Origin of the sequence: Streptomyces sp. NPDC015032 (assembly GCF_043080425.1) — a bacterium.
Taxonomy (GTDB): Bacteria; Actinomycetota; Actinomycetes; order Streptomycetales; family Streptomycetaceae; genus Streptomyces.
Genome location: NZ_JBIBVN010000001.1, coordinates 510,998 through 537,840 on the forward strand (window position 1 = coordinate 510,998; position 26,843 = coordinate 537,840).

The 26,843-nt window shown below is 71.4% G+C and carries 24 protein-coding genes; 15 read left to right on the forward strand and 9 right to left on the reverse strand.

Features of this window, described 5'->3' with window-relative positions; all coding sequences use genetic code 11:
* Nucleotides 1–39: 39 nt before the first annotated feature.
* Nucleotides 40–405 (forward strand): hypothetical protein, encoded by a 366-nt coding sequence (locus ACF08M_RS02290; protein WP_392183341.1) that lies wholly within the window; start codon nt 40–42, stop codon nt 403–405.
* A gap of 93 nt (nt 406–498) precedes the next feature.
* Here ACF08M_RS02290 and ACF08M_RS02295 read toward each other — a convergent pair whose 3' ends face one another.
* The gene (locus ACF08M_RS02295) at nt 499–1,395 is read right to left on the reverse strand and encodes a S1 family peptidase (protein WP_392183342.1); all 897 of its coding nucleotides are present in this window, start codon (nt 1,393–1,395) and stop codon (nt 499–501) included.
* A 590-nt stretch (nt 1,396–1,985) separates the two neighbouring features.
* On the opposite strand from ACF08M_RS02295, the gene ACF08M_RS02300 reads away from it, so the two are divergent.
* The 3 genes from ACF08M_RS02300 to ACF08M_RS02310 all read left to right on the forward strand — a co-directional run bounded on the left by ACF08M_RS02300 (nt 1,986) and on the right by ACF08M_RS02310 (nt 5,566).
* Complete coding sequence (locus tag ACF08M_RS02300) at nt 1,986–3,425, forward strand: amidase (RefSeq protein ID WP_392183343.1); 1,440 nt, start codon at nt 1,986–1,988, stop codon at nt 3,423–3,425.
* Nucleotides 3,422–4,639 carry an MFS transporter gene (locus tag ACF08M_RS02305; protein WP_392183344.1) on the forward strand — a complete coding sequence of 406 codons (1,218 nt, stop codon included), beginning with the start codon at nt 3,422–3,424 and terminating at the stop codon, nt 4,637–4,639. Before ACF08M_RS02300 ends, ACF08M_RS02305 begins: the two co-directional genes overlap by 4 nt.
* Nucleotides 4,640–4,864: 225 nt before the next feature.
* Nucleotides 4,865–5,566, forward strand: coding sequence for a FadR/GntR family transcriptional regulator (locus ACF08M_RS02310; RefSeq protein ID WP_392183345.1), 702 nt, complete (start codon nt 4,865–4,867; stop codon nt 5,564–5,566).
* A 118-nt stretch (nt 5,567–5,684) separates the two neighbouring features.
* On the opposite strand, the gene ACF08M_RS02315 is transcribed toward ACF08M_RS02310, so the two are convergent.
* Both ACF08M_RS02315 and ACF08M_RS02320 read right to left on the reverse strand, forming a co-directional pair.
* Nucleotides 5,685–6,416, reverse strand: a complete 732-nt coding sequence (locus ACF08M_RS02315; protein ID WP_392183346.1) for an RDD family protein — start codon at nt 6,414–6,416, stop codon at nt 5,685–5,687.
* 130 nt (nt 6,417–6,546) lie between these two features.
* Nucleotides 6,547–8,259 (reverse strand): RDD family protein, encoded by a 1,713-nt coding sequence (locus ACF08M_RS02320; RefSeq protein ID WP_392183347.1) that lies wholly within the window; start codon nt 8,257–8,259, stop codon nt 6,547–6,549.
* Nucleotides 8,260–8,472: 213 nt separating this feature from the next.
* Between ACF08M_RS02320 and ACF08M_RS02325 the strand changes: the two genes are divergently transcribed.
* Nucleotides 8,473–8,949 carry an SsgA family sporulation/cell division regulator gene (locus ACF08M_RS02325; RefSeq protein ID WP_392183348.1) on the forward strand — a complete coding sequence of 159 codons (477 nt, stop codon included), beginning with the start codon at nt 8,473–8,475 and terminating at the stop codon, nt 8,947–8,949.
* A 137-nt stretch (nt 8,950–9,086) separates the two neighbouring features.
* Here ACF08M_RS02325 and ACF08M_RS02330 read toward each other — a convergent pair whose 3' ends face one another.
* On the reverse strand, nt 9,087–10,454 hold the full coding sequence (locus ACF08M_RS02330; RefSeq protein ID WP_392183349.1) for an FAD-binding oxidoreductase: 1,368 nt from the start codon (nt 10,452–10,454) through the stop codon (nt 9,087–9,089).
* A 97-nt stretch (nt 10,455–10,551) separates the two neighbouring features.
* On the opposite strand from ACF08M_RS02330, the gene ACF08M_RS02335 reads away from it, so the two are divergent.
* Complete coding sequence (locus tag ACF08M_RS02335) at nt 10,552–12,270, forward strand: tetratricopeptide repeat protein (protein WP_392183350.1); 1,719 nt, start codon at nt 10,552–10,554, stop codon at nt 12,268–12,270.
* Between the two features lie 81 nt (nt 12,271–12,351).
* Here the strand turns inward: ACF08M_RS02335 and hppD are convergent, their stop codons facing one another.
* Nucleotides 12,352–13,497 carry a 4-hydroxyphenylpyruvate dioxygenase gene (gene hppD, locus ACF08M_RS02340; protein WP_392183351.1) on the reverse strand — a complete coding sequence of 382 codons (1,146 nt, stop codon included), beginning with the start codon at nt 13,495–13,497 and terminating at the stop codon, nt 12,352–12,354.
* Between the two features lie 133 nt (nt 13,498–13,630).
* Here hppD and ACF08M_RS02345 point away from each other — a divergent pair, with 133 nt between their 5' ends.
* The 8 genes from ACF08M_RS02345 to ACF08M_RS02380 all read left to right on the forward strand — a co-directional run bounded on the left by ACF08M_RS02345 (nt 13,631) and on the right by ACF08M_RS02380 (nt 20,375).
* On the forward strand, nt 13,631–14,104 hold the full coding sequence (locus ACF08M_RS02345) for an Lrp/AsnC family transcriptional regulator (protein ID WP_362205279.1): 474 nt from the start codon (nt 13,631–13,633) through the stop codon (nt 14,102–14,104).
* 15 nt (nt 14,105–14,119) lie between these two features.
* A complete protein-coding gene (locus tag ACF08M_RS02350) occupies nt 14,120–14,767 on the forward strand; it encodes an ABC transporter permease (protein ID WP_392183352.1) in 648 nt (215 codons plus the stop codon).
* Between the two features lie 103 nt (nt 14,768–14,870).
* The gene (locus tag ACF08M_RS02355) at nt 14,871–16,070 is read left to right on the forward strand and encodes an ABC transporter ATP-binding protein (RefSeq protein WP_392183445.1); all 1,200 of its coding nucleotides are present in this window, start codon (nt 14,871–14,873) and stop codon (nt 16,068–16,070) included.
* On the forward strand, nt 16,067–16,966 hold the full coding sequence (locus tag ACF08M_RS02360) for an ABC transporter permease (protein ID WP_392183353.1): 900 nt from the start codon (nt 16,067–16,069) through the stop codon (nt 16,964–16,966). Before ACF08M_RS02355 ends, ACF08M_RS02360 begins: the two co-directional genes overlap by 4 nt.
* Nucleotide 16,967: 1 nt before the next feature.
* On the forward strand, nt 16,968–17,987 hold the full coding sequence (locus tag ACF08M_RS02365) for a glycine betaine ABC transporter substrate-binding protein (protein ID WP_392183354.1): 1,020 nt from the start codon (nt 16,968–16,970) through the stop codon (nt 17,985–17,987).
* A 140-nt stretch (nt 17,988–18,127) separates the two neighbouring features.
* Nucleotides 18,128–18,736, forward strand: a complete 609-nt coding sequence (locus ACF08M_RS02370; RefSeq protein WP_392183355.1) for a helix-turn-helix domain-containing protein — start codon at nt 18,128–18,130, stop codon at nt 18,734–18,736.
* Nucleotides 18,737–18,748: 12 nt separating this feature from the next.
* Nucleotides 18,749–18,946: a hypothetical protein gene (locus ACF08M_RS02375; RefSeq protein ID WP_392183356.1), complete on the forward strand. Its 198-nt coding sequence runs from the start codon at nt 18,749–18,751 to the stop codon at nt 18,944–18,946.
* A 4-nt stretch (nt 18,947–18,950) separates the two neighbouring features.
* A complete protein-coding gene (locus tag ACF08M_RS02380) occupies nt 18,951–20,375 on the forward strand; it encodes an MFS transporter (RefSeq protein ID WP_392183357.1) in 1,425 nt (474 codons plus the stop codon).
* Here the strand turns inward: ACF08M_RS02380 and ACF08M_RS02385 are convergent.
* From ACF08M_RS02385 to ACF08M_RS02400, 4 genes are all read right to left on the reverse strand, one after another.
* Nucleotides 20,305–21,093: a S16 family serine protease gene (locus ACF08M_RS02385; RefSeq protein ID WP_392183358.1), complete on the reverse strand. Its 789-nt coding sequence runs from the start codon at nt 21,091–21,093 to the stop codon at nt 20,305–20,307. The genes ACF08M_RS02380 and ACF08M_RS02385 overlap by 71 nt on opposite strands.
* A gap of 53 nt (nt 21,094–21,146) precedes the next feature.
* The gene (locus ACF08M_RS02390; RefSeq protein WP_148838225.1) at nt 21,147–21,788 is read right to left on the reverse strand and encodes an IclR family transcriptional regulator; all 642 of its coding nucleotides are present in this window, start codon (nt 21,786–21,788) and stop codon (nt 21,147–21,149) included.
* A gap of 337 nt (nt 21,789–22,125) precedes the next feature.
* On the reverse strand, nt 22,126–24,093 hold the full coding sequence (locus tag ACF08M_RS02395; RefSeq protein ID WP_392183359.1) for a hypothetical protein: 1,968 nt from the start codon (nt 24,091–24,093) through the stop codon (nt 22,126–22,128).
* A 206-nt stretch (nt 24,094–24,299) separates the two neighbouring features.
* On the reverse strand, nt 24,300–25,928 hold the full coding sequence (locus ACF08M_RS02400; RefSeq protein ID WP_392183360.1) for a hypothetical protein: 1,629 nt from the start codon (nt 25,926–25,928) through the stop codon (nt 24,300–24,302).
* 293 nt (nt 25,929–26,221) lie between these two features.
* Here ACF08M_RS02400 and ACF08M_RS02405 point away from each other — a divergent pair, with 293 nt between their 5' ends.
* A complete protein-coding gene (locus tag ACF08M_RS02405) occupies nt 26,222–26,791 on the forward strand; it encodes a hypothetical protein (protein WP_392183361.1) in 570 nt (189 codons plus the stop codon).
* Nucleotides 26,792–26,843 lie beyond the last annotated feature (52 nt).

Sequence of the window (26,843 nt, forward strand, 5' to 3'; positions counted from 1 at the left end):
AGAGACTGCCCATCCGATGCCCCGAGGACGGATACCGCCATGCCGCGTATCACTGCCGCACAGCTCTCCTACGGTTCGGTCACCGTCGTCTTCTCGACCCTCGCCATGCTGCTGCTCTCCCGTACGGGCTCGGGCCTCGGCATCGCCGTCATCGGGACCGCGGCGCTCGCGCTCGGCCTGCTGGTGGCCGTGACCGTACCCCACCCGTCCCGGGCGAAAACAGCGAAGCCGGCGAAGGCCGGGGCCTCGGCCCGTACGAACCAGGACCCGGTCTCCGCCGCCGTCGAGGCCGAGGGTCTCGCCCACGACGCCGTCCGGGCCTCGATCCCGCGTGCCCGCACGGCCGAACAGCGCGCCGCGGCGCGTGTGGACGAGCTCCTGGGCGAGCACTCCCTGCGGAACTGACGCCTACGGCCTCGGTCTCCGTACCGGCTCGGTCGTCGAGCCGGTACTTCTTGCGGCGGCGTACCGCGACGGCGGTGCCGCCACCGGCGACGATCAGCGGTCGGAGCCCTTGGCCGCAGTCGACGAAGCGCTGTTGGTCTCGGCGAGGCTGGCGCTCTTGGCCGCAGTCGACGGAGCGCTGTTGGTCTTCATGGTCTTTTTGATCCAGCCCGCGTAGGCGGGCGCGCTGGTGTAAAGGCCGGGGCCCTCCGAGCACGGCACGCCCGGGGCGCCGGGCCCCGAGGTGACACCGATCAGCTCCCAACGGCCGTCCCGGCCCTTTTGGACCTGCGGTCCGCCGGAGTCCCCGTGGCACGCCATGGCCTTGGGCACGGTGGTGATCGTGCACAGCCGGGTCCGGTCCGCGTAGCCGGGCGCGCACTCGGACTCGGCGCCCCTGCGGGTGTTCAGCTCCTGCAGCCGGTCCGGGAACTTGAACTCGCCGTCGACGGTGGTGCCGAAGCCCAGGAGCCGGGTCGGCGTGCCGGGCTTCCCGGCCTGCTTGGCGATCTTGATGGGCTTCTGGGCGACCGGGCGGTCCAGGTGTATCAGCGCGATGTCGTCCTTGTTGGCGGCCTTGTTGTCGCCGTTCACATAGCCGGGGTGGACGAAGGTCCGGTCGATCTTCCGGACGGTGCCGCCGGACTTGCGGTGGTCGCTGCCGATCCGCACGGTGCCGTCCAGCTTGATGCCCTCGACCGCCAGGCAGTGGGCCGCCGTCAGCACCCACTGCTGATCGATCAGCGACCCCCCACAGTTCCCGTCGACCAGACCCTGCTCCGGGGCCGACTCCGGGATGGTCACCATGAACGGGTAGCTCTCGGTGGAGTCCGACCCGTTGACGATGGCGCTGGCGCTGCCGGCCATGACAGTGACGCAGGCCGCGGCGGCGAGAGCGCCGACGGTAGCGGTGCGGGCGGTACGGCGGCGCGACGACTTGAAGCTGAACACAGAGGGTTCCTTTTGCTTGGTGGATCCGTATGCGTTCAGCCTCGCTGTCCGAAACCTGCCGCACCATCCGGGCAACGGGCCAGTCGATGGTATGGCCAGCCCCCCCTCTGTACCGCGGAAACCTCGCTGTACTGCGGAAACCTCGGGGGCCGGAGTGTGGCTACCCCACTCAGATCACCAAAACGGGTGAACCACCTGACCTGCCAGTCTCAGAATCACGTCCTATAGGACTTCGCTTGGACATCCGAGCTGAGCTCAGAACACGAAATCCGAGAACCTACACAAACTCATCAACATCACCTGCCCACGGATCGGGGCGCCTCCCGAACCCATCGACAACTGACTTCACTACTGCTACTGCCTGGTGTGCGGTGTTGAGCACGGTGACGGTGGCGACGGCTGGGTCGGCGGCCGCGGCTGTCACGACGTCTGCGACCGTCCGGCATGCCTGCCCGTGTACGGCCGGGTCGGCAGGGTGGACGAGCGAGGTGCAGTTTCCGGGTGAGCCGGGGTAAGGCTTGCCTTGCCTTCCGGTCCGGTCACCCTCTACGGTGAAGTCCTCAGAGGACCTGAGGAGTTTAGGGGTGATCATGACAGACCTTCATGACCTGACACTGGCCGAACAAGCCGCGGCGATCCGCGGCCGCACCGTCTCGCCGACCGAGCTGGTCGACCACCACCTGCGCCGGATCGAGGAGACGAACAGCGAGCTGGGTGCCTATCGCACCGTCGACGCGCCCGGCGCCCGGCGGGCCGCCGCCGCCGTCGAGGCCCGGCTGGCCGCCGCAGGGGATGGCGACGAAGAGGGCCCGCCGCCGCTGCTCGGGGTGCCGCTCTCGGTGAAGGACACCTGGCCGGTCGCCGGACTGCCGTTCACGGCGGGCTCTGCAGCCTTCGACGACCGGACGGCCCCGGCCGACGCCACCGTCGTGGGCACCCTGCGTGCGGCCGGTGCCGTCCTGCTGGGTACCACCACCGCCGCCGAGTTCGGCTGCTCCGCCTACACCGAGACGGCCTTCGCCACCGCACGCTGCCCGTACGACCTCACCCGCGGCGCGGGCGGCTCCAGCGGCGGGGCCGCCGCCTCGGTGGCCGCGGGACTGGCCGCCGGGGCCCTGGGCAGCGACGGCGGCGGCTCGGTCCGGATCCCGGCCGCGGCCTGCGGGGTGGTCGGCCTCAAACCGAGCCGGGGGCGGGTGACACCCGCCCCCGCGACGGACGCGCTGGGGCTGGCCACCGCCGGACCGCTGGCCAGGACGGTGGCGGACACCGCGCTGCTGCTGGACGCCATGGCCGGCAGCACCCCGGGCGACGCCGCCGCCCTGCCCACCCCGCCCCCCGGCTACTTCCGGGCCTGCGCCGAACGGGAACCCGGCCCCCTGAGGATCGGGGTGCTGCCGCCGACCGCCGGTCAGCACCCCGAGGCCGCCCTGGCCTGCCGCCGCACCGCCGACCTGCTCGCCGGACTCGGCCACCATGTGGAGGAGGCCCCGCCGTACGACCCCGCCGAGTACCTGGCGGACTTCACCGTGCTGTGGAGCGTGCTGGCAGCGGCGGTACCGGTGCCCCCCGAGCGGGAGGAACGTCTGCTGCCGCTCACTCGCTGGCTGCGGGCCCGGGGCGGCAAGCACGGCGCGGTACGGCTGTACGCGGCGATGGCGTCGCTGTCCGCCACTGCCCGCGCCCTCTGCCACCGCTACGCCGGATTCGATGCCGTGCTGAGCCCGACCACGGACCAACCGCCGCTGCCCGTCGGCTCATCGGTCGACCCCGCCGATCCGGAACGCACCTATCTCCGGATGCTCGCCCACACCCCGCGCACCCCCCTGGCGAACCTCACCGGGCAGCCGTCGATCAGCCTGCCGCTGCACCGGACGCCGGACGGTCTGCCGGTCGGTGTGATGCTGACCGGCAGGCTCCACCGGGAGGACGTCCTGCTCTCCCTCGGCGCCCAACTGGAACGGGCCCGGCCCTGGCCGCACCACGCCGCCCGGCCGGTGGCGAAGCGGCCCGGGCGGAGGGCGCGGTGAAGCGCGGCCAGCTGGTCTTCCTGACCGGCACCCACGTCGTCAACGACCTGTACCAGGGCGCGGTCCCGGCACTGCTGCCCTTCCTGATGGCCGAACGGCACTACAGCTACACCGCCGTCTCGGGCATCGCACTGGCGGCCAGCGGCCTGTCCAGCGTGGTCCAGCCGCTGTTCGGCCTGCTGGTGGACCGCCGCCACCGCGGCTGGCTCATCCCGGCCGGCTTCCTCACCGCCGCGGGCGGGCTCACCTGCGCGGGACTGGCCGACAGCTACCTGATCACCTGGCTCTGCGTCGCCCTTGCCGGGATCGGCATCGCCGCCTACCACCCGCCCGCCACCAACCAGGCCCGGGCCGCGGGCGGACAGTCCCAGCGGGCGATGAGCCTGTTCTCGGTCGGCGGAACGCTGGGCGCCTCACTGGCGCCCGCACTGGTCACCCTCGTGGTCGGCTCGTTCGGCCTGACGGGCAGTTGGCTGCTGGCCGTTCCCGCCCTGGTGGCCGCAACGCTCTGGGCCGCGCAGGGCCCCTGGCTGCGGCGACGGGGACACACACCGGCGGTCCCGCCGGCCGTGCGGGGTGCGGTGGTGAGCGGGCACCGGGACGACTGGCGGGCGTTCGGACGCCTGGCCGCGGCCACCGTCGGCTGGTCGGTGCCGTACGTGACGGTCACCTCGATGCTCGCGCTGCACATCCAGCGCGATCTGCACGCCTCGGCGGGCGTGGGCGCCACGGCGCTCACCCTCCTCACCCTGGCCGGGGCGGTCGGCACCCTCCTCGGGGGCTGGCTGGGCGACCGGTACGGGCGACTCGCGCCGATCCGCGCCGGCTACCTGCTGGCCGTCCCCGCACTTGCCGCGGTGGCGTTCGCCCCGTCCGCGGGCGTGGCCGTGGCGGGCGCGGTGCTGTTCGGGCTGACCATGTTCCTGCCGTTCGCCCCCCAGGTGACGCTGGCCCAGGACTACCTGCCCACCCGGCCCGGCACCGCCAGCGGGCTGACCCTGGGGCTCGCCATGTCGGTGGGCGGACTGGCGGCACCGGCGCTCGGCCGGCTGGCCGACGCGTACGGACTGCGCACGGTGCTCGCGCTGTTGGTCGGCGTGCTGCTGGTCGCACTCGCCTGCGCGCTCCGGCTGCGCGACCGGGTGCTGCCGGTGCCGGTGCCGACGGCGACACCGGAGCCGCTGCCCGAACCGGCCCGGAAGCCGGTGAGCTGAAGGAGAGCCCCGGCCCCGGCCGTACGCGAGCCGGACAGGTCCACGGTCCGGCAGGTCCACGACCAGACAGGTCCACGGGCCTGGCCGGGCCCGATGAAGCCCGGCCGGGCCCGCTGAAGCCCGGCCGGGCCCGCTGAAGCCCGGCCGGGATCCACGAATCCTGGCCGGGCTTCACGACCCCGGGCGAGCCCCGGGGCGCGGTCCTGGGGCCTGTAGGGTCGTCCCATGACTGTTCGACCGGTACGCCATCGCTCGCTGGTCGAGGAGGCCGTCACCGAGCTCCGCCGACTGATCGGCACCGGCGAGTGGCCGGTCGGCTCCAAACTCCCCGGCGAGGTGGAGCTGAGCCGACTGCTCGGCGTCGGCCGGACCACCTCGCGCGAGGCGGTCCGGGTACTGATCGCCGATGGTCAACTGCGCGCCCGGCACGGCTCGGGCACCTATATCACCGCGACCTCCCCCGTCTCCGAGTTCGACCGGGAACTGCGCCGCTCGGCGGTCTTCGACGTGTACGAGGTCCGCGCGGCGCTGGAGGTGGAAGCGGGCCGGCTGGCCGCGCGGCGACGCACACCGGAGGACGTGACCGCGTTGCGGGAGGCGCTGGCCACCCGCGACGCGGCCGCCGACCTGGCCGTGCTCGTCGAGGCAGATCTGGACCTGCACCGCCGGGTGGTACTGGCCGCGCGCAACCCGGTGCTCGTCCGGCTCTTCGACTCGTTCGTCGACGCCCTGCGCGCGGCGGCCGCGCATCTGCTGGCCGACACCGACCTGCACGGCGGCGAGGAACGGCACGCGATCGACCACGCGCACCATGTTCTGGTCGAGGCGATCGCCGCGGGGGACCCGGACGCCGCCGTCGAGGCGACCCGCAGCAATCTGGACCGCACCCTGGAAAGGCTGCGCGTCGGGGGCGTCGGACCACGTTGAGCGCGGCCGCGCGGCGACCGGCACTCCCGCCCCCGCCCGGCCACCAGGCCAGCCGTCAGCCCTTGCGGGCAAGGAAGCCGAGGAGCCTCGGGCGCGAGAGCCCCGGCGCGGAACGGTCTCAGTCGGTCTGGACGACCACCGTCTTCGCCGCCTTGTCCTGGAGGCCCTGCCGGTACGGCTTGTCCGTGAACATGAGCACGATGTTGATCAGCCACCACAGGCAGGGACAGCACAGCAGCGCCGGCAGCCACAGCACCACGGCCCGCAGGAACGCCGTCCCGGTGTCCGGCACCCGGCCGTCATTGAGCATCGCGACCCGCAGCTTCATCAGCCGCTTGCCGAGGGTCCGGCCGTCCTTGTGCGTGAAGTACGTGTCGTACGCGACGTAGGCCACCAGACCGATCAGCGACCAGAGCAGCTGGCGTGCGTTGTACGTCTGGGTGAAGACATCGCCGACGCCGTTGTTGCTCCTGTTGTTCGTCTCGACCACGCCGCCCCACGGCAACGAGATCAGGTACAGCGGGATCGAGATGATCAGGAAATCGACCAGCCGGGCCAGAATCCGCTTGCCGGGTTCGCCGAGCGGCGGCATGCCGGCCAACGGATCCACGCCTCCGTACGGTCCGCCACCGCCGTAGGGACCGGAATCGTACGGCGGCGGAGGCCCGGGCGGCGGTCCGGACGGCGGGGGCGGCGGAGTGCCGCCGTACGGAGAGCCCGACGACGGCCCCTGCGGCCCCTGAGGACCCTGAGGTCCCTGCGGCTCTTGCGACCCCTGAGGCCCGTGCGGCTCCTTGAGGAACGGGTCGTCCTCGGGTGGCTGACCGGACGTCGGCTGATCGTTGCTCATGGGGGCAGTGCATCCCGGCCCACGGGTACCCGCAACGGCTCAGGTGCGTTCGGGGGAACGGGACGCCCCCCAGCCCCTCACCCGATGGGCGGTCAGCCGGAGGAGTGTGCTCCGCGGGCCGGGTACGGAGTCAGCCGGCGACGAAGGTGTGCGCCGCCTTGTCGTGCCAGCACTGACGCCACGGCCGGTCGAAGAGGCACCACAGGACGTTGGCGACCCCGACCACCAGGACGCCCAGCACGCCGTAGACCAGCCAGCGACGCAGCGCGGCGCCGAAGGACGGGGCCCCGTGGGACTCGATGTCCCGCACTTCGAGTCCGCAGAGCTTCTTGCCGAGCGTACGGCCCCACTTCGCTGTCGGCAGCGCCTCCAGCAGCACGCCGAGCACGAGGAACGCGCCGAGCACCCCGCCGAACAGACCGGCCGTGGTGGAGTCCACCAGCCATACGGTGACCGTCTCCCCGGACAGCTTCGCCGCGCTGATCTTCTCGTCGATGTGGTCCATCGCCGCCGAGAGGAGCGGGAAACCGATCGCGCCGACGAGCGCGCCCAGCACCACCGTGTCGACGAGTCGGGCGGCGAACCGCCTGCCGAGCCCGGCGGGCCTGGCGGCCGCCTGGGCCTGCGCGAGCTGCTGGAACGGGTCGTTGACCGGGGGCTTCCAGGGCACGACGGGCTGGTCCGGCTGTCCGCCTTGCGCACCGAACTGCGAGTGGGGCTGCTGGGACTGGAGCGGGAGGTGGGGCTGCCGGGGCTGGGGCTGCTGGACTGGGGGCTGCTGGGGCTGCTGGGGCTGCTGGGACTGCGGAGGCCGTTGGGTCCGGGGCTGCTGGGGCTGCTGGGGCTGCGGGAGGGCCACCGGGTCGGGCTGGGCGAGCTGGTGGACCTGCTGCGCCCACGAGGTGACATCGCCGCCGGGGCCGGGGGCCGGGGTCGGCGCGGGGGCCGGGGTCGGGGCCGGGGTCGGGGTCGGGGTCGGGGTCTGAGCCTGCGCGGGAGTCCGGGCCGGGGCGGGGTTCGGGGCCGGGGCGGGGGTGTGCGCGGGGGGCTGCTGGGGCGCCGGCTGCGGCGAAGTCCGCGCGCCTGCCCCGGGGGTGACGGCGCGGATCGTCACCGTCCCGTCCGTGGGCGCCTGTTCCGTCGACCGGGCGGCGGGGGCGCGGCCCGGGCGGTCGACCCGGATCGCGACGGTGTTCTCGGGGGTCCGGCCACCGCCGTCGCGCATGCCCGGCAGCGCGCCGTCCGCCGGCTCCGGGGGCGCGGGCCGACGCGGGTCCGCAGGAGCGCGGTCGGCCGGTGTCCGGACCGCGGGGAGACGGTCGGCCGGGACCGGGTAGGCCGGGACCGGGTCGGCCGGAGCCCGGTCCGCGGGCGTACGCGGATCCTGTCCGGCGTCCGGCGCCGTCGGGCCGCCCTGATCGCCCTGCGGCCCCCGGTCGCCCTCCCCACCGGGCTGCCCGGTGCCGCCCCAGGAAATCCGTCGGTCGCGTTCCCCGCCGAAGCCGGCCTGCCGGGAGGCGTCGGCCTGCCAAGCGGTGGCCGGTTCCGGGCGGTTGTCCGCGGACGGCTCCTCGTCGAGGAAGACCGGACCGGTCTCGTCGATCGGCGTGTCGGCCGCGGCGGACACCGTGGCCGACGGCTGCGACGGCGGCTGCGGCTGCGGTTCGGCCGCCGCTCCGGCGGGCGCCGAGGGCGTCGACTCGCCCTGCCTAGGGGCGGGCCGGCTCGTGCCGGGCACCCACGAAGCGCCGTTCCAGTACCGGACATATCCGGGAATGGACGGGTCGGGGTAATACCCCTCACGGGGGCTTTCGTCACCGGGTGCCGGGGTTGGGGCGCTCATCACCGTGGTCCCGTATCTCTTCGAGGCCTCTAATACAACGGGTCCACATCTATCAGACGGCCGCCCGCCCCTGGGCCGGTCCAGGAGTTTGGGCCACTTTCCGGTCACTCAGAAATTTTTTCCAGAAGTCGCGTAAGAGTTGGCGGGGAGTGTGCTCTCTCCCTGTGCGGACCGGTCGAGGGACCGGCCCACAGGCACCGAGAGGACGTACTCATGCACACCGTCGTGGAACGCGAGCTGGAGCTCAGGCTGGTTCTGTCGCCCGAGCGCAGCATCCCCGTCCCTGCCCGGCTGACATACCGCACGGAGGACCCGTACGCCGTGCATGTCGCCTTTCATGTCGGCTCCGACTTCCCCGTCCTCTGGTCGTTCGCCCGCGATCTGCTGGTCGAGGGCGTCTTCCGGCCGTGCGGCCACGGGGACGTGCGGATCTGGCCGGCCAAGGTCGACCGGCGCAACGTCATCTTCGTGGCGCTGTCCTCGCCCGACGGCGACGCCCTTCTGGAGGTGCCGTCCGCCGCCGTGGCCGCCTGGGTGGAGCGGACTCTGCGGCTGGTTCCGCCGGGCACGGAGAGCGAGCGGCTCGGGATCGACGAGGGCCTCGCCGAACTCCTCGCGCCGCTGCCGGCCGACGATCTGTGGCTGAGCGACCCGTGGGGGTCGGACGAGTCGCAGGACGGCGGCGCATGAGCGGGCCCGAACGCGGTCCCGAACGCGAGTACGAACGCGGGTGCGAACGCCGGCACGGGCATGAACGCGGCCCCGGGCGTGAGCACGGGCGCGGCGCCGGACACGGACACGGGCCCGAACTCGGTGCCGGGCGGCCGTCAGAACACCTTGCCCGGGTTGAGCAGCCCCAGCGGGTCGAAGGCCCGCTTGATGTCCCGGTGCAGTTCGACGCCCACCTCGCCGAGTTCGCGCGCGAGCCACTCCTTCTTCAGGACGCCGACACCGTGCTCGCCGGTGATCGTGCCGCCGAGTTCCAGTCCGAGCGCCATGATCTCGTCGAAGGACTCGCGGGCCCGCCGGGACTCGTCGGCGTCGGTGTGGTCGAAGCAGACGACGGGGTGGGTGTTGCCGTCGCCCGCGTGCGCGCAGACACCGATGGTGAGGCCGTACTTCCCGGCGATGGCGGCGGTGCCTTCGAGCATCGCGCCGAGTTTCGAGCGCGGTACGCAGACGTCGTCGATCATCGTGGCCGGCTTGACGGTCTCCAGTGCGGTGAGCGCCATCCGCCGGGCCTGGAGCAGCATGTCGGACTCGGCCGTGTCCTGGGCGGGGACCACCTCGGTGGCGCCCGCCCCGGTGCACAGCTCGGCGACGGCGGCCAGGTCGGCCGACGGGTCCGGGGTGTCGAAGGCGGCGAGGAGGAGTGCCTCGGTGGTGTCGGGCAAGCCCATGCCGGCCATCTCGTTGACGGCACGGACCGTTGTACGGTCCATCAGTTCGAGGAGTGACGGAGTGTGACCGCGCTCCATGATCCGGCAGATCGCGTCGCAGGCGGCGGCCGCGCTCGGGAACTCGGCGGCCAGCACCAGCTGCCGCGCCGGCCGGGGCTTCAGCGCGAGCACGGCCTTGACAACGATGCCGAGGCTTCCCTCCGAGCCGACGAAGAGCCGGGTGAGGTCGTATCCCGCGACGCCCTTCGCGGTACGGCGGCCGGTGGTGAGCAGACGCCCGTCGGCGAGGACGACCTCCAGACCCAGTACGTACTCGGCGGTGACTCCGTACTTCACGCAGCACAGACCGCCGGACGCGGTGCCGATGTTGCCGCCGATGGTGCACATCTCCCAGCTGGAGGGGTCCGGCGGGTAACAGAGGCCGTGCTCCTCGACGGCCCGGGACAGCACGGCGTTAATGACGCCCGGTTCGACGACGGCGATCCGGTCGACCGGGCTGATCTCCAGGATCCGGTCCATCTTCACCAGGGACAGCACGATGCAGCCGTCGGAGGCGTTGGCCGCGCCCGACAGGCCGGTGCGGGCTCCCTGCGGGACGACCGGGACGCGCAGGGCCGTTGCCGTGCGCATGATGTGCTGGACCTGCTCGACCGTGCGCGGGAGCACGACGACGGCGGGCGTGCCGGCCTCGCAGAAGCTCGCCATGTCGTGGGCGTACGAAGTGGTGACGTCCGGATCGGTGATCACGGCCTCGGCCGGCAGACCCGCACGCAGTTCTTCGAGAAGTCCGTTCACGATCCAAGCGTGGCACCCGGGCCCATTGGTGTGAACCCGTCTGCGGCAGCCTTCACACAACGCGGTGTGCTCTTCGTACTGACGCAGAGTGATCGGCATGGATGTCATGCCGCAGCCCCCGGAGCCCGCCGATTCGACGAAGCCACCCCTTGAACCGCCCGGAAACGACCTCGCGGCGCCGGACCCGGCGTCATCAACCGATCTGCCGCCCGTTTCGCTGCGCACGACGCTGCGCAGGGCGGCCATGGGTGTGGTGGCGGGTGCGGTGCTGGTGACGGGTGCGGTGGTGGCCGTGCCGGAGGACGGGAAGGAATCCGCGCCGCCGCCCGCGCCGGGCCCGGTCTCCCGTGCTCTGGAGGCGGCGGACATGGGCTATCCCGCCTCGCTCTCCGATCTGACGGCGTTGCTCGGGGACCGGCAGCAGTGGGTGGGGACGCATCCCTCCGACGCGAAGTCGTGGGCGCTGCTCGGCACGACGTACGTGGAATGGGGCCGGCGCTCCGCGGACGAGATGTACTTCGGCCGGGCCGAGGGGGCGCTGAAGCGCTCGCTGAGCATCGAGCCGGGTGAGAACGGGAACACGGCGGCCTGGGTGGGACTGGCGACGCTCGCCAACGCCCGGCGCGACTTCGTCGTGGCGAAGAAGTGGGGCGAGAAGGTACGGGCGCGGCAGCCGAAGGAGTGGACGGCGTACCCGGTGCTGATCGACGCGTACAACGGCCTCGGCGACTACCAGGCTTCGCGCGCGTCGGTGGAGAAGCTCGCGGCGCTCCGCCCCGGCGCCGCGGCGCTCCTGTGGACGGCCCGGATGTACCGGGACCGCGGCCGGCGCGAGGACGCGCTGGCGGGCGCGCAGGACGCGGCGGACCGGGCCACCACACCGACGCAGAAGGCGGAGTGCCTGCATCTGCTGGGCGAACTGGCCTGGGAGCGTGGCGAGCCCGAGGAGGCGGTGGCGCAGTACGGCGCCGCGCTGCGGAGCGACCGCGCCCACCACCCGTCGCTCGCGGGCCGGGCCGCGGCGCTGGTGGCGCTCGGCCGTACGGACGAGGCGCAGCGCGACTACAAGGCGGCGCTGGCGGACCTGCCCCGGCCCGAGTACATGCTGGAGCTGGGCGAGTTGTACCAGTCGCTGGGCCGGGACGACGATGCCCAGGGCATGTACGCACAGTTCCGCGAGGCTCTCGCGCGCGGCGATGACCACGGCGTGGACAGCGCGCTCCTGCGCGGCCGTTTCGAGGCCGCCCACGGGGATCCGGCGGTGGCGGTGAAGCTCCTGAAGGCGGAGTGGGCCCGGTCGCACCGCAGTGCGGCGGTGGCGGACGCGCTGGGCTGGGCGCTGCACCTCTCCGGTGATTCGTCCGCCGCTCTTCCGTACGCGACGCAGGCGGTCGACACGGGCGGGCAGACCGCCTCGTACGCGTCCCACCTGGGCGCGATCCAGCAGGCGTTGGGGGACTACGGCCCGGCGCGCCGCAATCTGGAGAAGGCCCTGCGCACCAACCCGCACTTCTCCCCGCTGGAGGGCCCGGCGGCCAAGAAGGCGCTGGACTCGCTGGGCAGCCCTCCGGCGGGCGGCCCGCAGGACATGGAGCCCGCCCGGGGTGCGCAGGCACGGTCGGCGGAACCGGAAGCGGCCGCCCCGCAGCCCTCGGCCCCGGCCCCGGAGCCGAGGGCCACCCCGGAGCCGAGCACACCGCCGCAGGCCCCGGGCACACCCGCGCCCGGACCGGGGCCGGCCACGGACAGCCCGGTCGTGCGGACGCCGGCCACCCCTCGCTCTCAGGCGTCCACCACCGGCGCACTCACGCGGTGAGCGGACGCGTGGCGCTGCCCCGGGGCGGCACACACGGGCGGGGCCCCCGGGTTCGCCGGAGGCCCCGCCCGTGTGTCCGGGTCAGAGGTTGCCGCGCCTCTCCTGCTCGCGCTCGATCGCCTCGAACAGGGCCTTGAAGTTGCCCTTGCCGAAGCCCATCGAGCCATGGCGCTCGATCATCTCGAAGAAGACGGTCGGGCGGTCCTGGACCGGCTTGGTGAAGATCTGCAGCAGGTAGCCGTCCTCGTCCCGGTCGACGAGGATCTTGAGCTCGCGCAGGGTCTCCACGGGGACGCGGGTCTCGCCCGCCCACTCGCCAAGGGTGTCGTAGTACGAGTCGGGGGTGTCCAGGAACTGGACGCCGGCCGCCCGCATCGCGCGCACCGAGGCGACGATGTCGTTCGTGGCGAGCGCGATGTGCTGGACGCCCGCGCCGCCGTAGAACTCCAGGTACTCGTCGATCTGGGACTTCTTCTTGGCGATCGCCGGTTCGTTGATCGGGAACTTGACCTTGAGGGTGCCGTCGGCGACGACCTTGGACATGAGGGCGGAGTACTCGGTGGCGATGTCGTCGCCCACGAACTCCTTCATGTTGGTGAAGCCCATGACCTTGTTGTAGAAGCCGACCCACTCGTTCATCCGGCCGAGTTCCACGTTGCCGACGCAGTGGTCGATGGCCTGGAAGAAGCGCTTGGCGGGCGGCTCGACGATCGGGGCGGCGGCGACGTATCCGGGCAGGTAGGGGCCGTCGTAGCCGGTGCGCTCGACGAGGGTGTGGCGGGTCTTGCCGTAGGTGGCGACGGCGGCGAGCACGACCGTGCCGTGCTCGTCCTTGACCTCGTGCGGCTCGGTGAGGCCGAGGGCGCCGTGCTCGACCGCGTACGCGTAGGCCGCGCGGGCGTCCGGGACCTCGATGGCCAGGTCGACGACGCCGTCGCCGTGCTCGGCCACGTGGTCGGCGAGGAAGCGGCCGTGGTCGGTGGACGCCTTGATGACGGAGGTGAAGACGAAACGGGCGGAGCCGTTGGTCAGGACGTAACTCGCCGTCTCACGGCTGCCGTTCTCCGGTCCGCAGTAGGCGACCAGCTTCATGCCGAAGGCCGTCGAGTAGTAGTGCGCGGCCTGCTTGGCGTTGCCGACGGCGAAGACGACCGCGTCCATTCCCTTCACCGGGAAGGGGTCGGCCTGCCGGGCAGTGTCGGGGGTGGTGTGCACAGTCTCAGTCATGTCCGAAGGCTCTCGCCGCTTCGCAAGGTGCGCAACAGTTTGCGGATCCACTGGGCAATCTGCATAGCGGATGAGGATGATGGCCGGGCTATCTGTACATGATGACCATCACAGTGACCCCCGGAGGCGCACCATGGCGATCGATCGACTGGACGGGCGGCTCATCGTGCTGCTGGCCCGCGAGCCCCGTATCGGCGTCCTGGAGGCATCGCGCCGGCTCGGCGTGGCGCGCGGGACGGTGCAGGCGCGCCTGGACCGGCTTCAGTCGAATGGAGTCATCCGCGGATTCGGCCCGACCGTCGATCCGGCGGCGCTCGGCTATCCCGTCACGGCGTTCGCCACGCTGGAGATCAAACAGGGCCAAGGGGCCGATGTACGCGCCCATTTGGCCGGTGTTCCGGAAGTGCTGGAGCTGCACACCACCACCGGGCACGGCGACATGCTCTGCCGTCTCGTCGCGCGTTCCAACGCCGATCTCCAACGGGTGATCGACCGGGTTGTCGGTTTTGATGGCATCGTCCGGGCCTCCACGGCCATCGTCATGGAGAACCCGGTTCCGCTGCGCGTCATCCCGCTCGTCGAGCAGGCCGCGGGGGACGACGACTGAGCCGAGGAGGGGCGTGTGAGCTTCTGGGAGTACCTGGGCAATCGGCATCAACAGCTGCTCATCGACGCGTACCAGCACGTCAGCGCCGTATTCCAGTGCATGGTCATCGCCACCGTGCTGGGCATCCTGATCGGGGTCGTCACCTATCGCAGCGGATGGGCGGGATCGCTGGCCATCGCGTCGACCGCGACGATCCTCACCATCCCGTCCCTGGCCGCGATCGGTCTGCTCATTCCGCTGGTCGGGCTGGGGGTCCCGCCCACCGTGGTCACCCTGACGCTGTACGGGCTGCTGCCCGTCGTCCGCAACGCCATCGTGGGGCTGCGCGGGGTCGATCCGGCGCTCGTCGACGCGGCGAAGGGCATCGGGATGTCGCGGCCGGCCCGGCTGTTCCGGGTGGAGCTGCCGCTCGCCTGGCCGCCGATCCTCACCGGCATCCGGGTCTCCACCCAGATGCTGATGGGCATCGCCGCCATCGCCGCGTACGCGTCGGGTCCCGGTCTGGGCAATGAGATCTTCCGCGGCATCGCCTCCCTGGGCAGCGCCAACGCGATCCATCAGGTGCTCGCCGGCACGCTCGGCATCGTCATCCTCGCCCTGCTGTTCGACGCCGCGTACGTCCTGCTCGGGCGCCTCACCATTCCCAGGGGGATCCGTGTCTGAGACTGCCGATTCCGCGACGACCAGGCCCGGGGCCACCGGCTCCACTGCCGAGAGCACCGCCGCCGGCCGTGCCGGGACGACAAGGACCACCTCCGGCGCGCCCATCCATCTGGACAACCTGACCAAGCGCTATCCGGGCAACCCGAACCCGGCGGTGGACAACGTCACGATGGACATCAAGGCGGGCGAGACCGTGATCTTCGTCGGCCCGTCCGGCTGCGGGAAGTCCACCACCCTGAAGATGATCAACCGGCTGATCGAGCCGACGTCCGGGCGGATCAGGATCGGTGACGAGGACGTCACCGACATGGACCCGGTGAGACTGCGCCGCAAGATCGGTTACGCGATCCAGTCGTCCGGGCTCTTCCCCCACATGACGGTCGCGGAGAACATCGCCCTCGTACCGAGGATGGCCGGCTGGTCGAAGCCGAAGGTGAAGGACCGCGTCGAGGAGATGCTCGATCTCGTCGGCCTGGACCCCCGGGAGTTCCACGGACGCTATCCGCGCGCGCTCTCCGGCGGACAGCAGCAGCGGGTGGGCGTGGCACGGGCCCTGGCGGCCGACCCGCCGGTGCTGCTGATGGACGAACCGTTCGGCGCGGTCGACCCGATCACCCGCGACCACCTCCAGGACGAGCTGATCCGGCTCCAGCACGAGCTGCACAAGACGATCGTCTTCGTCACCCACGACTTCGACGAGGCGATCAAGCTGGGCGACCGGATCGCCGTGCTGCGGGAGCGTTCGCACATCGCGCAGTTCGACACCCCGGAAGCGATCCTCACCAATCCGACGGACGACTTCGTCTCGGGTTTCGTCGGTGCCGGGGCGGCGCTGAAGCGGCTCAACCTCACCCGCGTACGGGATGTGGAGATCGCCCAGTTCCCGACGGTGACGGTCGACGACCCGCTCCAGTCGATCTTCAACACCCTGCGCAGCAGCCTGCACAACGAACTCCTGATGCTGGACCGCAGGAACCGCCCGTACAAGTGGCTGCGGCGCGGCGACCTGATGCGGGCCCGGGGTTCGCTGGCACGTGCCGGACAGCTGGTCCACGACACGGTGACGCGGGACGCGACGCTGCACGACGCGCTGGAGGCGGTGCTGACCGACAGCGGCGGACGGGTCGCGGTGACCGGGCGGCGGGGCGAGTTCATCGGGGTCGTCGACATGCAGACGCTGATGAACTCCGTCCACGAACTGCTGGAGGCCGACCGGCTTGCCGCCATCGAGCACCAGCACGACCTGGAGGAACTCCGTTCCCACCAGACCGAACAGGAGCTGGAGGGCGGTCCGGGCTCATGAATCCCCCATCCCCGTTCGGTTCCGGGTCGGCGCGTACGACGCGCTCCCCCCGCCGGGTGCCCGCGTCCGACAAGGACCGTCCGCCCGGCGAGCACGACGTCAAGGGCCATGCCTTCCGCGACGAGGAGGAGGAGCCCCCGCCACCACCGGCACGGCCCGGACGCCGGATCACCTGGCGCAAGCTGGTGCTGCTGCCGGCCGCGCTCGTGATCGTCGTGGTCGTCACCTATCTGTGGATCACCAGCATCCACCTGGACTCGATCGCGAGGAACTCGCTCACCGGCGGCAATGTGCAGCTGCGCTGGTGGCAGCATGTGAAGCTGACTGCGATCTCGACGTTCTGGGTGCTGATCATCGCCATCCCGCTGGGGATCGTGCTGACCCGGCGCCGGCTGCGCAGGGGCGCTCCGCTGGTCACCGCGCTGGCCAATGTCGGGCAGGCGACGCCGGCGATCGGCCTGCTGGCGCTGCTGGTGATCTGGCTGGGCATCGGTCCGTCGACGGCGATCATCGGCATGGTGATCTACGCGGTACTGCCGGTGTTCTCCAACACGGTGGCCGGACTCAAGGCGATCGAACCGAACCTGGTCGAGGCCTCGCGCGGGATCGGCATGTCGGCGATGGGGACGCTCACCAAGGTCGAACTGCCGCTCGCCGTCCCGCTGATCCTGGCCGGTGTACGGACGGCGCTGGTGCTCAACGTCGGCACCGCGACCCTGGCCACCTTCGTCGGCGGCGGCGGTCTCGGGGACCTGATCACCTCGGGCATCCAGACCCAGCGGATGCCGGTGCTGGTGCTCGGTTCCGTACTGACGGTGGTGCTGGCGCTGCTGGTGGACTGGCTGGCCTCGCTGGTCGAGGTGGCGCTGACCCCGCGCGGACTGGAGGTGGGGTGAGATGGGCACGCGGCGGCGGTGGCCGATATGGCCGGGCGAGGGGGGCCGGCGGAGGGTGCGCGCCGTGCTCGTGGGGACGGTGGCTCTGGCGCTGACACTCGCCGGGTGCGGGCTGAAGAGCGGCTCGCCGCTGGTGGACGACGTGGTGCCGGGCTCGGTGGGCCGGGGCCTGCCGCTGAAGGGGGCGTCGCTGACCGTCACCTCGAAGAACTTCAGCGAGAACATCGTCCTGGGCCAGATGATCGGCCTGGTCTTCAAGGCGGCCGGCGCGGAGGTCCTGGACCGGACGAACCTGCCCGGTTCGATCAGTGCGCGCGAGGCGATCGTCAAGGGCGACGCGGACGCGATGTACGAGTACACGGGCACCGGCTGGATCACCTATCTGGGCCATGCGAAGCCGATCGCCGACCCGCTGGAACAGTGGGAGGCGGTCCGGGCCGCGGACCGGAAAAACGGGGTGACGTGGCTGCCGCAGTCCACCCTCGACAACACCTACGCGCTCGCGATCAGCAGGAAGAAGAACGCGCAGTACCACCTGCGGACGCTCTCCGATGTCGCCGCCCTGGCGAAGAGGAATCCGTCGGCGGTGACGATCTGCGTGGAGAACGAGTTCGCCTCGCGCGACGACGGACTGCCGGGCATGCAGAAGGCGTACGGAATGTCCCTCCCGGCCGGCAACATCAAGAAGATGGACGCCGGGATCATCTACACCCAGGTCTCGAAGTCCGACTCCTGTCTGCTGGGCGAGGTGTTCACCACGGACGGCCGGATCAAGGCCATGGACCTCGAAGTGCTCGTGGACGACAAGCACTTCTTCCCCAACTACAACGCCGCGCCGGTCATCCACACCAGGACCTTCGAGAAGTACCCGCAGATCGCGGAGCTGCTCGACCCGGTCAGCAGGAAGCTGACGACGGAGGTCGCGCAGGAGCTCAACGCGAAGGTGGATGTCGACGGGCAGGACCCGCACGAGGTGGCGAAGGACTGGTTGCTCCGGGAGGGGTTCATCAAGAAGAGGTGACCCCCCTCAAGAAGAGGTAACCCCCTGGTGGCCCTCTCCCGAAGCTCCGCCGCCGTCCGCGAGCCCTCCGGCGGATGTCGCAAAGAAGTTGTTGCAAAGACCTCGTTGCAAAGACTGCTTTGCACGTCTACTGTTGAACCATGCCCGCAACGGAAGACGGCGGCGACAGCCCCGCCGACGAAGAGAACGTCCACCTGGTCGACGCCCGCACCCTGCGCGGACTCGCCCACCCCCTGCGCCTGCGGCTGCTGAGCGCGCTGCGGGAGTTCGGCCCCGCCACCGCCTCCGGCCTCGCGGACCGGCTCGGCGAGTCCAGCGGCGCCACCAGCTACCACCTCCGGCAGCTGGCGGCGTACGGCTTCGTCGAGGACGACCCGGAGCGCGGCAAGGGGCGCGAGCGCTGGTGGCGGGCGGTCCACACCGGCACCGCCTTCAACAGCGACCGGTTCCTGAGCCATCCGGACCCCGAGGTGCGCGGCGCCGTCGGCGTCGTACTCCACGAGATCGCCACCGCGCACGCCCAGGAGCTGAACACCTGGCTCGGCACGATGCACGAATGGCCCGAGGAATGGTGGCGCGGCTGGGAAGTCAGCGATTTCAAGATGCGCCTCACCCCGGAGCTCTCACTGGAGCTGGCCGAGAAGATCCACGACCTGGTCGACAGCTACCGCGACCGGGTCCCCGAAGGCACCGAGGGCTCGGCTGTCGTCCGCACCCATCTGCACGTGTTCCCCCGCCCCACCGACTGAGAGGAACCCATCATGCACCCCGACACGCACCTGCAGCTGCACGCCTTCCGCTCCACCGAACTGCGCCACCAGGCTGCCGAGTTCAACCTCGCACCCCGCATCCCGCGGGGGGACCTGCGGGCCCGACTCGGCTGGACCATGGTCGAGTTGGGCCTGCGCCTGATACCGGACCGGCCCACACCGGCACTCCACTCGCCGCGTACGGCCTAGCACGATGGACGGGGGGAGGAACGCGCAGGACACCACACCCGCGGGCATCCGTGACCGCAGGCCGCTCACTTCCGTGCTGGCGGCCAACTCCATATCCACAGCCGGGACTTCACTCACCCTCATCGGCGTCCCGTGGTTCGTGCTGGAGACCACGGGAAGTGCGGGAAGGGCCGGTGTCGTCGCCTTCTGCGCGACACTGCCGATCGTCGTCTCGGCACTGATCGGCGGGCCCGTCATCGACCGGATCGGGCGCCGCCGGGTCTCCGTCGCCTCCGACCTGGTGTGCGGCGCGGCCGTCGCCGCCATACCGCTGCTGCACTACGCGCACGCACTCGAATTCTGGATGCTCTGCGCACTGATGGCGGTCGGCGGACTCCTGCACACCCCGGGAAGCACGGCCCGCTACGTCCTCGTACCGGATCTCGCCGAGCACGCCGGCACCACCCTCGCCCGCGCCGCCAGCCTCTTCGACGCCGTCTCGCGCGGGGCCAGGATGGTCGGGGCGGCGCTGGCCGGCGTGCTGATCGCACTGGTCGGCGCCGAGACCGTCCTGCTGCTGGACGCCGCGACGTTCCTGACGTCCGCGCTGCTGATCGCGACGGGGGTACGCGGGGTACGCGCGGCCGAGCCGCGCAAGGCCGTGACACCCGTCTCGCTGCGGGCGTACCGCACCGAACTGCGCGAGGGTTACACCTACTTGCTGGGCAACCGGCTGCTGCTCGCGGTCGTGGTGATGGTCCTCTTCATGAACGGCACCGACCAGGGCTGGAACGCCGTCCTGCTGCCGGTGCACGCCTCCGCCGAGTTGGGCGGGGCCCGGGACATCGGGCTGCTCACCGCACTGTTCGGCGCGGGCGGACTGACCGGGGCGCTGTTGTACGGGGCGTTCGGACACCGCTTCTCGCGGCGGGCCGTGTTCACGGTGTGCGTGCTGCTGAGCGGCGCACCCAGGTACCTGATCGCGGCGCTGACCGGGACGACGCTGCCGCTCGCCGTGACCATGGCGCTGAGCGGCATCGCGGGCGGGGTACTGAACCCGATCCTGACCACGGTGATCTACCAAAGCGTGCCCGAGGAGCTCCGCAGCCGGGTCTCCGGGGTCCTCACGGCGGGCGGCGAACTGGCCATGCCGGTGGGTGGTCTCGCGGCCGGCCTGCTGGTGGAGAGCGCGGGTGTGCGGGATGCGCTGCTGGCGATGGGCGGGGTGTACCTGCTGGCGACGCTGAGCCCCATGGTGTTCCCGGTCTGGCGCACGATGGACGCGGCGGGAACCGGGGACGCGGCGGGAACCGGGGGCGCGGCGGGAACCGGGGACGCGGCGGCGGAGGCTGCCATACCGTCGCCGCCGGCCCCCGTGGTCAGCAGCTCGGGACCTTGCGCCCCTGATCCAGCGCCTGGAGCGAGGACACCGCGCTCTTCAGGGTCGTGACGGGGATCAGCTGGAGCCCCTTGGGCAGCTCGGCGCCCGCCTCCCTGCACTCGGCCTTCGGGACGAGGAAGACGGTCGCACCGTCACGGCGCGCGGCCTGAGTCTTCAGCGACACCCCGCCGACCGCCCCGACCTCGCCGTTCGCCTGGATCGTGCCGGTGCCCGCGACGGTGCGGCCACCGGTGAGATCGCCGCCGGAGCTGTTGCCTTCGAGCTTGTCGACGATGCCGAGCGCGAAGAACAGGCCCGCGCTGGGGCCGCCCACATCGGCGAGGTGCAGGGTGACGTCGACCGAGCCCTTGGGCCTGCCGAGGTAGTTCAGAGCCGCGTCGACGGCGGAGTTCTGCGACTTCTGCATGTCTTCGAGGTTGTGCTTCTCGATCTCCTTCTCGGAGCCGCCGGTCGGGTAGACGGAGCCGCGGGGCAGGACCGCGCGGTCCGTACGGAACCAGCCGTCGATCACATCGCCGACACCGACGTCGGCGGTGGGCCCGGTCGCGAGGATCGTCGTCATCCGCAGCTCGCCCTCGGTGGTCCGGGTGGGCGCGCCCTTGATGCTGATCACAGGGGTGCCATGATCCTTCCCGAGCACGTTCGCGGTCGTACCGGGCTGCGCCAGTGTGAACGGCAGCGGCGCGAAGGCGGCCACAGCGAACAGGGCCACTACGGGCAGGGCGCACAGGACGAGGGTGCGGGAGCGCGAGAGACGAGTGAGCACCCGCCCAATCTAACCACCGGGGCGGGTGATGCGGGCCGTGCCCCGCTCCGGCCCTACCTCAGCGCGTCCGCCACCTCACGGGCCGCGTCCACCACCCGGGGGCCGACCCGCTCGGGTACGGAGTCGGCGAGCATCACCACGCCCACGCTGCCCTCGACCCCGGTCACCCCCACCAGCGCGGCCGCCGCCCCGCTCGCCCCTGCCTCCAGCTCGCCGTGGGTGAGGGTGAAGGCCGTCTCGCCCACCGGCTTCTGGCGGGCGGCGAGGATCGCGCGGCCCGCGGCACCCCGGTCCAGCGGGTGGCGGAACCCGGCCCGGTAGGCCACGTGGTAGTCGGTCCAGGTCGGTTCGACGACCGCGACCGCCAGCGCGTCGCTGCCGTCGACCAGCGTGAGGTGGGCGGTGGCACCGATGTCCTCGGCGAGGGACCGCAGCGCGGGCAGCGCGGCTTCCCGTACGAGCGGATGCACCTGGCGGCCCAGGCGCAGCACGCCCAGGCCCACCCTGGCCCGGCCACCCAGATCGCGGCGCACCAGGGCGTGTTGCTCCAGGGTGGCGAGCAGACGGTAGACCACTGTGCGGTTGACGCCGAGTCTGTTGGACAACTCGGTGACGGTCAGACCGTGGTCGGTGTCGGCGAGCAGCTTGAGGACCCGTAGTCCCCGGTCGAGCGTCTGGGAGGTCTCCGCGGTCACGACGCCCTCTCCTCTTTTGGTGAGCGGCGGCGGCTGGTTCCCACGGAAGGTGCGCCGCCGGTCCCAGCGGCGACGCACGGAAAGGCCGCCGGCCTGGCCAAGGCACCGGCTGCGCTCCGCGGCGGCATTGCCACGGAGCGTTCATTTTTTGGGACAGTAGCGAGCCAGTCCGCTCAGCGGAAGACCTCGTCCAGAATCCGGGCGCCGGCGGAAGCGGAGTTGCGGTGAAGAAGCATAAGCGCCGGTCAGTGAGACACCGGCCGAAACCTGGACGTCTACGCGCGTCCAGGTCGGCCGACGCCTCGGCGACGCTCCGTATACCGGCAGTGAACGGGCGTTAGCTCACCGTGAACGACTGTTGCACAATTTTTCCGTTCACGAGCACCTCGCAGGCCCTGATCGCCCTCGTCGCCGGATCGCGGACGGTGAAGTTGAGGGCGAACGTGCCGTCGAGTCCGATGACCCGGGTGACATACGAGTCCGAGGTCTGCTTCCCGTCGGCGGTGCGGCCGGTCACCGACACCGTGGCGACGGGGGCGAAGCCCCGGCCGGTCACCTGGACCACCGTGCCGACGGGCCCCTCGGGCGGCGAGAGCGCGAAGGCCGGCCCGGCGGGGACGGTGCCGTCCTTCACGGTGAACGCCGCCGTCTCGGTGCGCGGGTTGACGAGGACCTCCCGGACCCGGATCGCGACCGTGTCGGCGGCGTTCACCGTGAAGGTCTGGGAGAACGCTCCGTCCAGCCCGACGACCTTCGTGCGGGCCGGGTCGGACGTCTGCGACCCGTCGGCCCGCAGTCCGACGATGGACACGGTGGCGACCTTCGCGAAGCCCTGGCCGAGGACGGTGACGGCGGTCCCCTTCGGCCCGGCCGACGGGGTGAGGACGACGAAGGAGGGGGCGACGGTCAGCGGAGTGAGGGCCTGCGCTCCCCCGGCGGTGACCTGGAGCGCGTACACGGCACGCGGGGTGGATCCGGCCACGGCGACCGTGCCGGCGAGTGTTCCGTCGGCGCCGATCCGGAGGGTGGAGCCGCTGATCCGCGCGCTGTCGCAGGCGGTGCCGTCGGCGGCGCAGAGCGCGGCGGCGGGCGTGGTGCCGGTCGGCCAGTCGCCGCCGGAGAGGGTGATCGTTCCGCCGGGTTTGACCTTCGCGGCGCCCGCGGAGAGCGTCGCGGAGGCATCGGTCACGGTGAACGGGGTGGTCAGTACGGTGGCCGGGTCGTTGCCCTCGTCGACCTGGATCGCGGCGATGGCCGGATCGGAGACGGTGAAGTCGGCGCTGAACGTGCCGTCGGAGGTGCTCTTCGCATAGACGGCGGTGTCGTCGAGCGTCGCCCCGTTCGCATCCAGGCCGACGGTGTTGATCCACCGGTCCTGGAAGTAGTTGCTGCCGGTGACCCGGATGATGCTGCCGACCGGCGCACCGGAGCTGGAGAGCGCGATGGCCCGGGGCCCGGTGGGCAGGTACGCCTTGACGGTCAGGGGTGCGGTCGCCTCCTTCGTACCGTCACCGACCTTCACCAGGTACGAGCCGTCGGGCACCGCGCCCGCCGCGGCGAGCACCGCGCTTCCGGTCAGCTCGCCCGAACCGCTGATCGTGAGGGTGCTGGAGGCGAACTTGCCGGTGTCGCAGCCGCCGCCGTCCGCCGCGCACAGCGAGGGCACGGGGGTGGCGCCGACGGTCCACAGGCTGCCGGACAGGGCGACCCCGGTGGACGGTCGCACGGCGGCGGTGGGCGCGTTCAGGGTCGCCGGATGGCCCGCGGTGCCCTCGGCGGTGACGGTGCCGATGGAGCCGCCGCCGCCCGTCACGTTGCACGGGGTCTCGTAGGTGGAGCCGAGCACCTTGGTACGCGTCAGATTGCGCACCGGGGTGAAGGAGATCGGTCCGCTCGCGTCGGCGGGGATGATGAAGTCCCCTTCGTACGGCGGGATCTCGATGGGTTTCCCGGACGGGATGTCGAGGTTGATCTGGGGGCCGGTGACGGTGACCGTGCCGGTCGCACCGCCCGACATGGCGAAGTCGATGCTGGGGGTGGTGGGCACGTTGCTCAGGCTGAGTCCGCTGGTGGCGGGCGACGGGCCGAGGGTGACCTTGGCGTGGACCTTGCCGCCCGGGTCGACGATGCCCGGCGAGAGGTCGACGCTCATCTGCTGCGGCCCGGTGGCCTCGCCCTGACCGGCGGGCAGGGTGCAGTGGACGGTCGGGGTGACGGTGCCCGCGTGGGCTACGGGGGCGAGGGCGACGGTTCCGCCGGTCCAGACGAGCACCGCCCCCGCGGTGAGGGCGACGGCCCGGCGCACCAGCGCGCCCGGCCGTCCCGGTCTTCTCGACGGCTTTCTCGACGGTCTTCCCGACGGTTTTCTCGGTCTCGGCCGTACAGACATCTGGCTCCTCCACGACTGCGGGAATTCTGCGCATACGATCTGCGCATACAAAAGGGCGGCGCCCGCCCGCTCCCTGCGATACGGAGCGGGCGGGCGTCTCCGGGTCCTTCTCCTGACGGCTCTCAGAGAAGAGTGAGGGTCAGGGTGGCGCTGTAATCTCCGGGCCGGGTGAATCCGGGCACCGTCAGCACGAGATCGGCGTCGGCGTCGAACCGGCCGCCGGTGAACGGGCGGGACCCGTCCGGATTCATCCGGCAGAGGCTCGCCGCCTCGCTGCCGAGCGCGGCGGGCGATCCGGCCACCGGCACTCCCTTGCTCCCGTTCTGCGCCGTGCACTTGGGTGTCCACCGGACGGCGCCGGCCGGGATGGTGCCCCCGTCGGCGCTGGTGAAGCCGGTGAGGGTGGCGGTCAGGGACCAGCCGCTGTTGACACCGCGGGCGTCCTCCACCTCGACCCGGTTGAGCCGGGAGCGCTGCACACCGCTGCCGGTGCCCAGGACCGTCGTACCGAAGTCGACGGTGTCGCCGTCCTGGACCATGGAGAGCGTCCCGGCCCGGACCGAGGTGTTCAGCTTCTGGTCGGCGGTGCCGCCACCCCCTCCCCCGTCCGTGGTGACGGTGAACGGGGCGGTCCGTACGGTGGCCGGGTCGTTGCCCTCGTCGGCCTGGACGGCGACGACGGCATCGGAGATCACGGTGAACTCGACGGCGAAGGTGCCGTCCGGGCCGCTCTTGACGTAGACCGCGCTGTCGTCGAGCCCGGTGCCCGTCGCATCGAGGCCGACGACATTGATCCAGCGGTCCGGGTTGTAGTTCTTTCCGCCGACCGTGATCACACTGCCGACCGGTCCGCTGCTCCGTGACAGGGAGATCTCGCGGTCGCCGGCCGCGACGGCCTTGACGGTGAGGGCGGCGGTGGCTTCCTTCGTACCGTCGTTGACCTTCACCTGGTACGCACCGTCCGGCACCGCTCCGGCCTCCGCGAGGGTGGCGGTGCCGTGCAGTGTCCCGTAGCTGTCGATGGTGAGGGTGTGGCTCTTGAACTTCAGCGGGTCACAGCCGCCACCACCCGCCGCACAGAGCGAGGGCACCGGGGTACCGCCCGGCGTCCAGCCCGAACCCCCCAGCTTCACCGGGGTGTTGGGACGTACGGGATCGGCGGGGGCGGTCAGGGTGGCGGGCTCGGAGCCGGTGCCCTCCGCCGTGACGGTGCCGATGGAGCCGCCCCCGCCGACCACGTCGCAGGGTGTCTCGAAGACCGAGCCGAGCACCTTGGTCTGCGTCAGCGTACGGACCGGGGCGAAGGAGATCTCCCCGGAGGCGCCCGCCGGGACCAGGAAGTCGCCCTCGTACGGCGGAAGTTCGATGGGCTTCCCGGCCGGGATGTCCATCGTGAACTCGGCCCCCCGCACGGTGACGGTGCCGGTGGCCCCGCCGGACATGGCGAGGTCGAGGCTGGGGATGGTCGGCACGTCGTCCAGCGCGAGAGCACTGGTGGCGGGGGACGGGCCGAGAGTGACCTCGGCATGGACCTTGCCGCCCGGGGCGACGACCGCGGGCGACAGCTCGACGGTCATCTCCTGCGGCCCGGTCGCCTCGCCCTGACCAGCCGGCAGGATGCAGTGGACGGTCGGGGTGACCGTACCGGCGGCCTGTTGCCCCGTCTGTCGCACGTCCGGCGGTGCGGCCTGGGCGGTGGCCCCGACACAGCTCAGGGACAGTACGAAGCAGGCAGCGAGCAGACCGGTCACGCCGGGTCTTCGTCGTCGGATCACCAGACACCCCTCCATGGCCCATTGATTGCGCACATTGAGGAGGTCGCGTGCGGAGAAGTCAAGAGAAAACCGAATGATCCTTGCCTGAAATGCCCGAAAGGCATTTCAGCACGCACTTTTCACTCACCTGCTGACATCTCTTGACATCTCCGAAGACCACCGTTTCACTGCACCCGACATGCCGGGCCCGGCACGCAGATCCGCAAGAAGATCGCACACGCCCATTTCTTCGAATCTGCGGAATTCAACCGGAAGGAGTTCTCCCCGTCATGTCAATCATTTCCGTACGGCCGCCGAGAGTACGGCCGTCGAACCGAAGACACATCCGCGTCCCGCTGGTACTGGCCGCGGCCTGTTCCGCGGCCGCCGCGCTCGCCCTGGCACCGACGGCCCAGGCGGTGACCCCGCCGACCGCGACGGCCACGTACGACTGCGGAACCTGGGGCAGCGGTCTCGCCACCCTGACCGCCGTCGACTCGGGCACGGCCAAGACCATCAAGATCACATCCTCGGCGATCACGATGCCGCCGGGCACCAGTGCCGACCCGAACAGCATCACGACGACGCTCAAGCTCACCAAGACCTCGGGCGGCATCACCAGCCAGGTGCAGTTCTCCGGAAAGACCAACCCCGGCATGACCAGCCCCAACCCGATCACCCTGGGGCCCCTGAAGCTCACCTCCGGCACCCTCGCGGCGGGCGACCGCACCGATTCCGCGGTGCTGCCCGGCCCGCCGAGCGCCACCAACTGGTCCCTGCAGATCGTGGCCTCGTCCCCGACGTCGGCCACGGTTCCGTGCGTGGCCACGGCCATCCAGTCCGCGGCGTTCGTCTGGTAGCCGTTCGCCCGGCATCCCGGCATCCCGATATCCCGGAAACTCCGGTACTCCG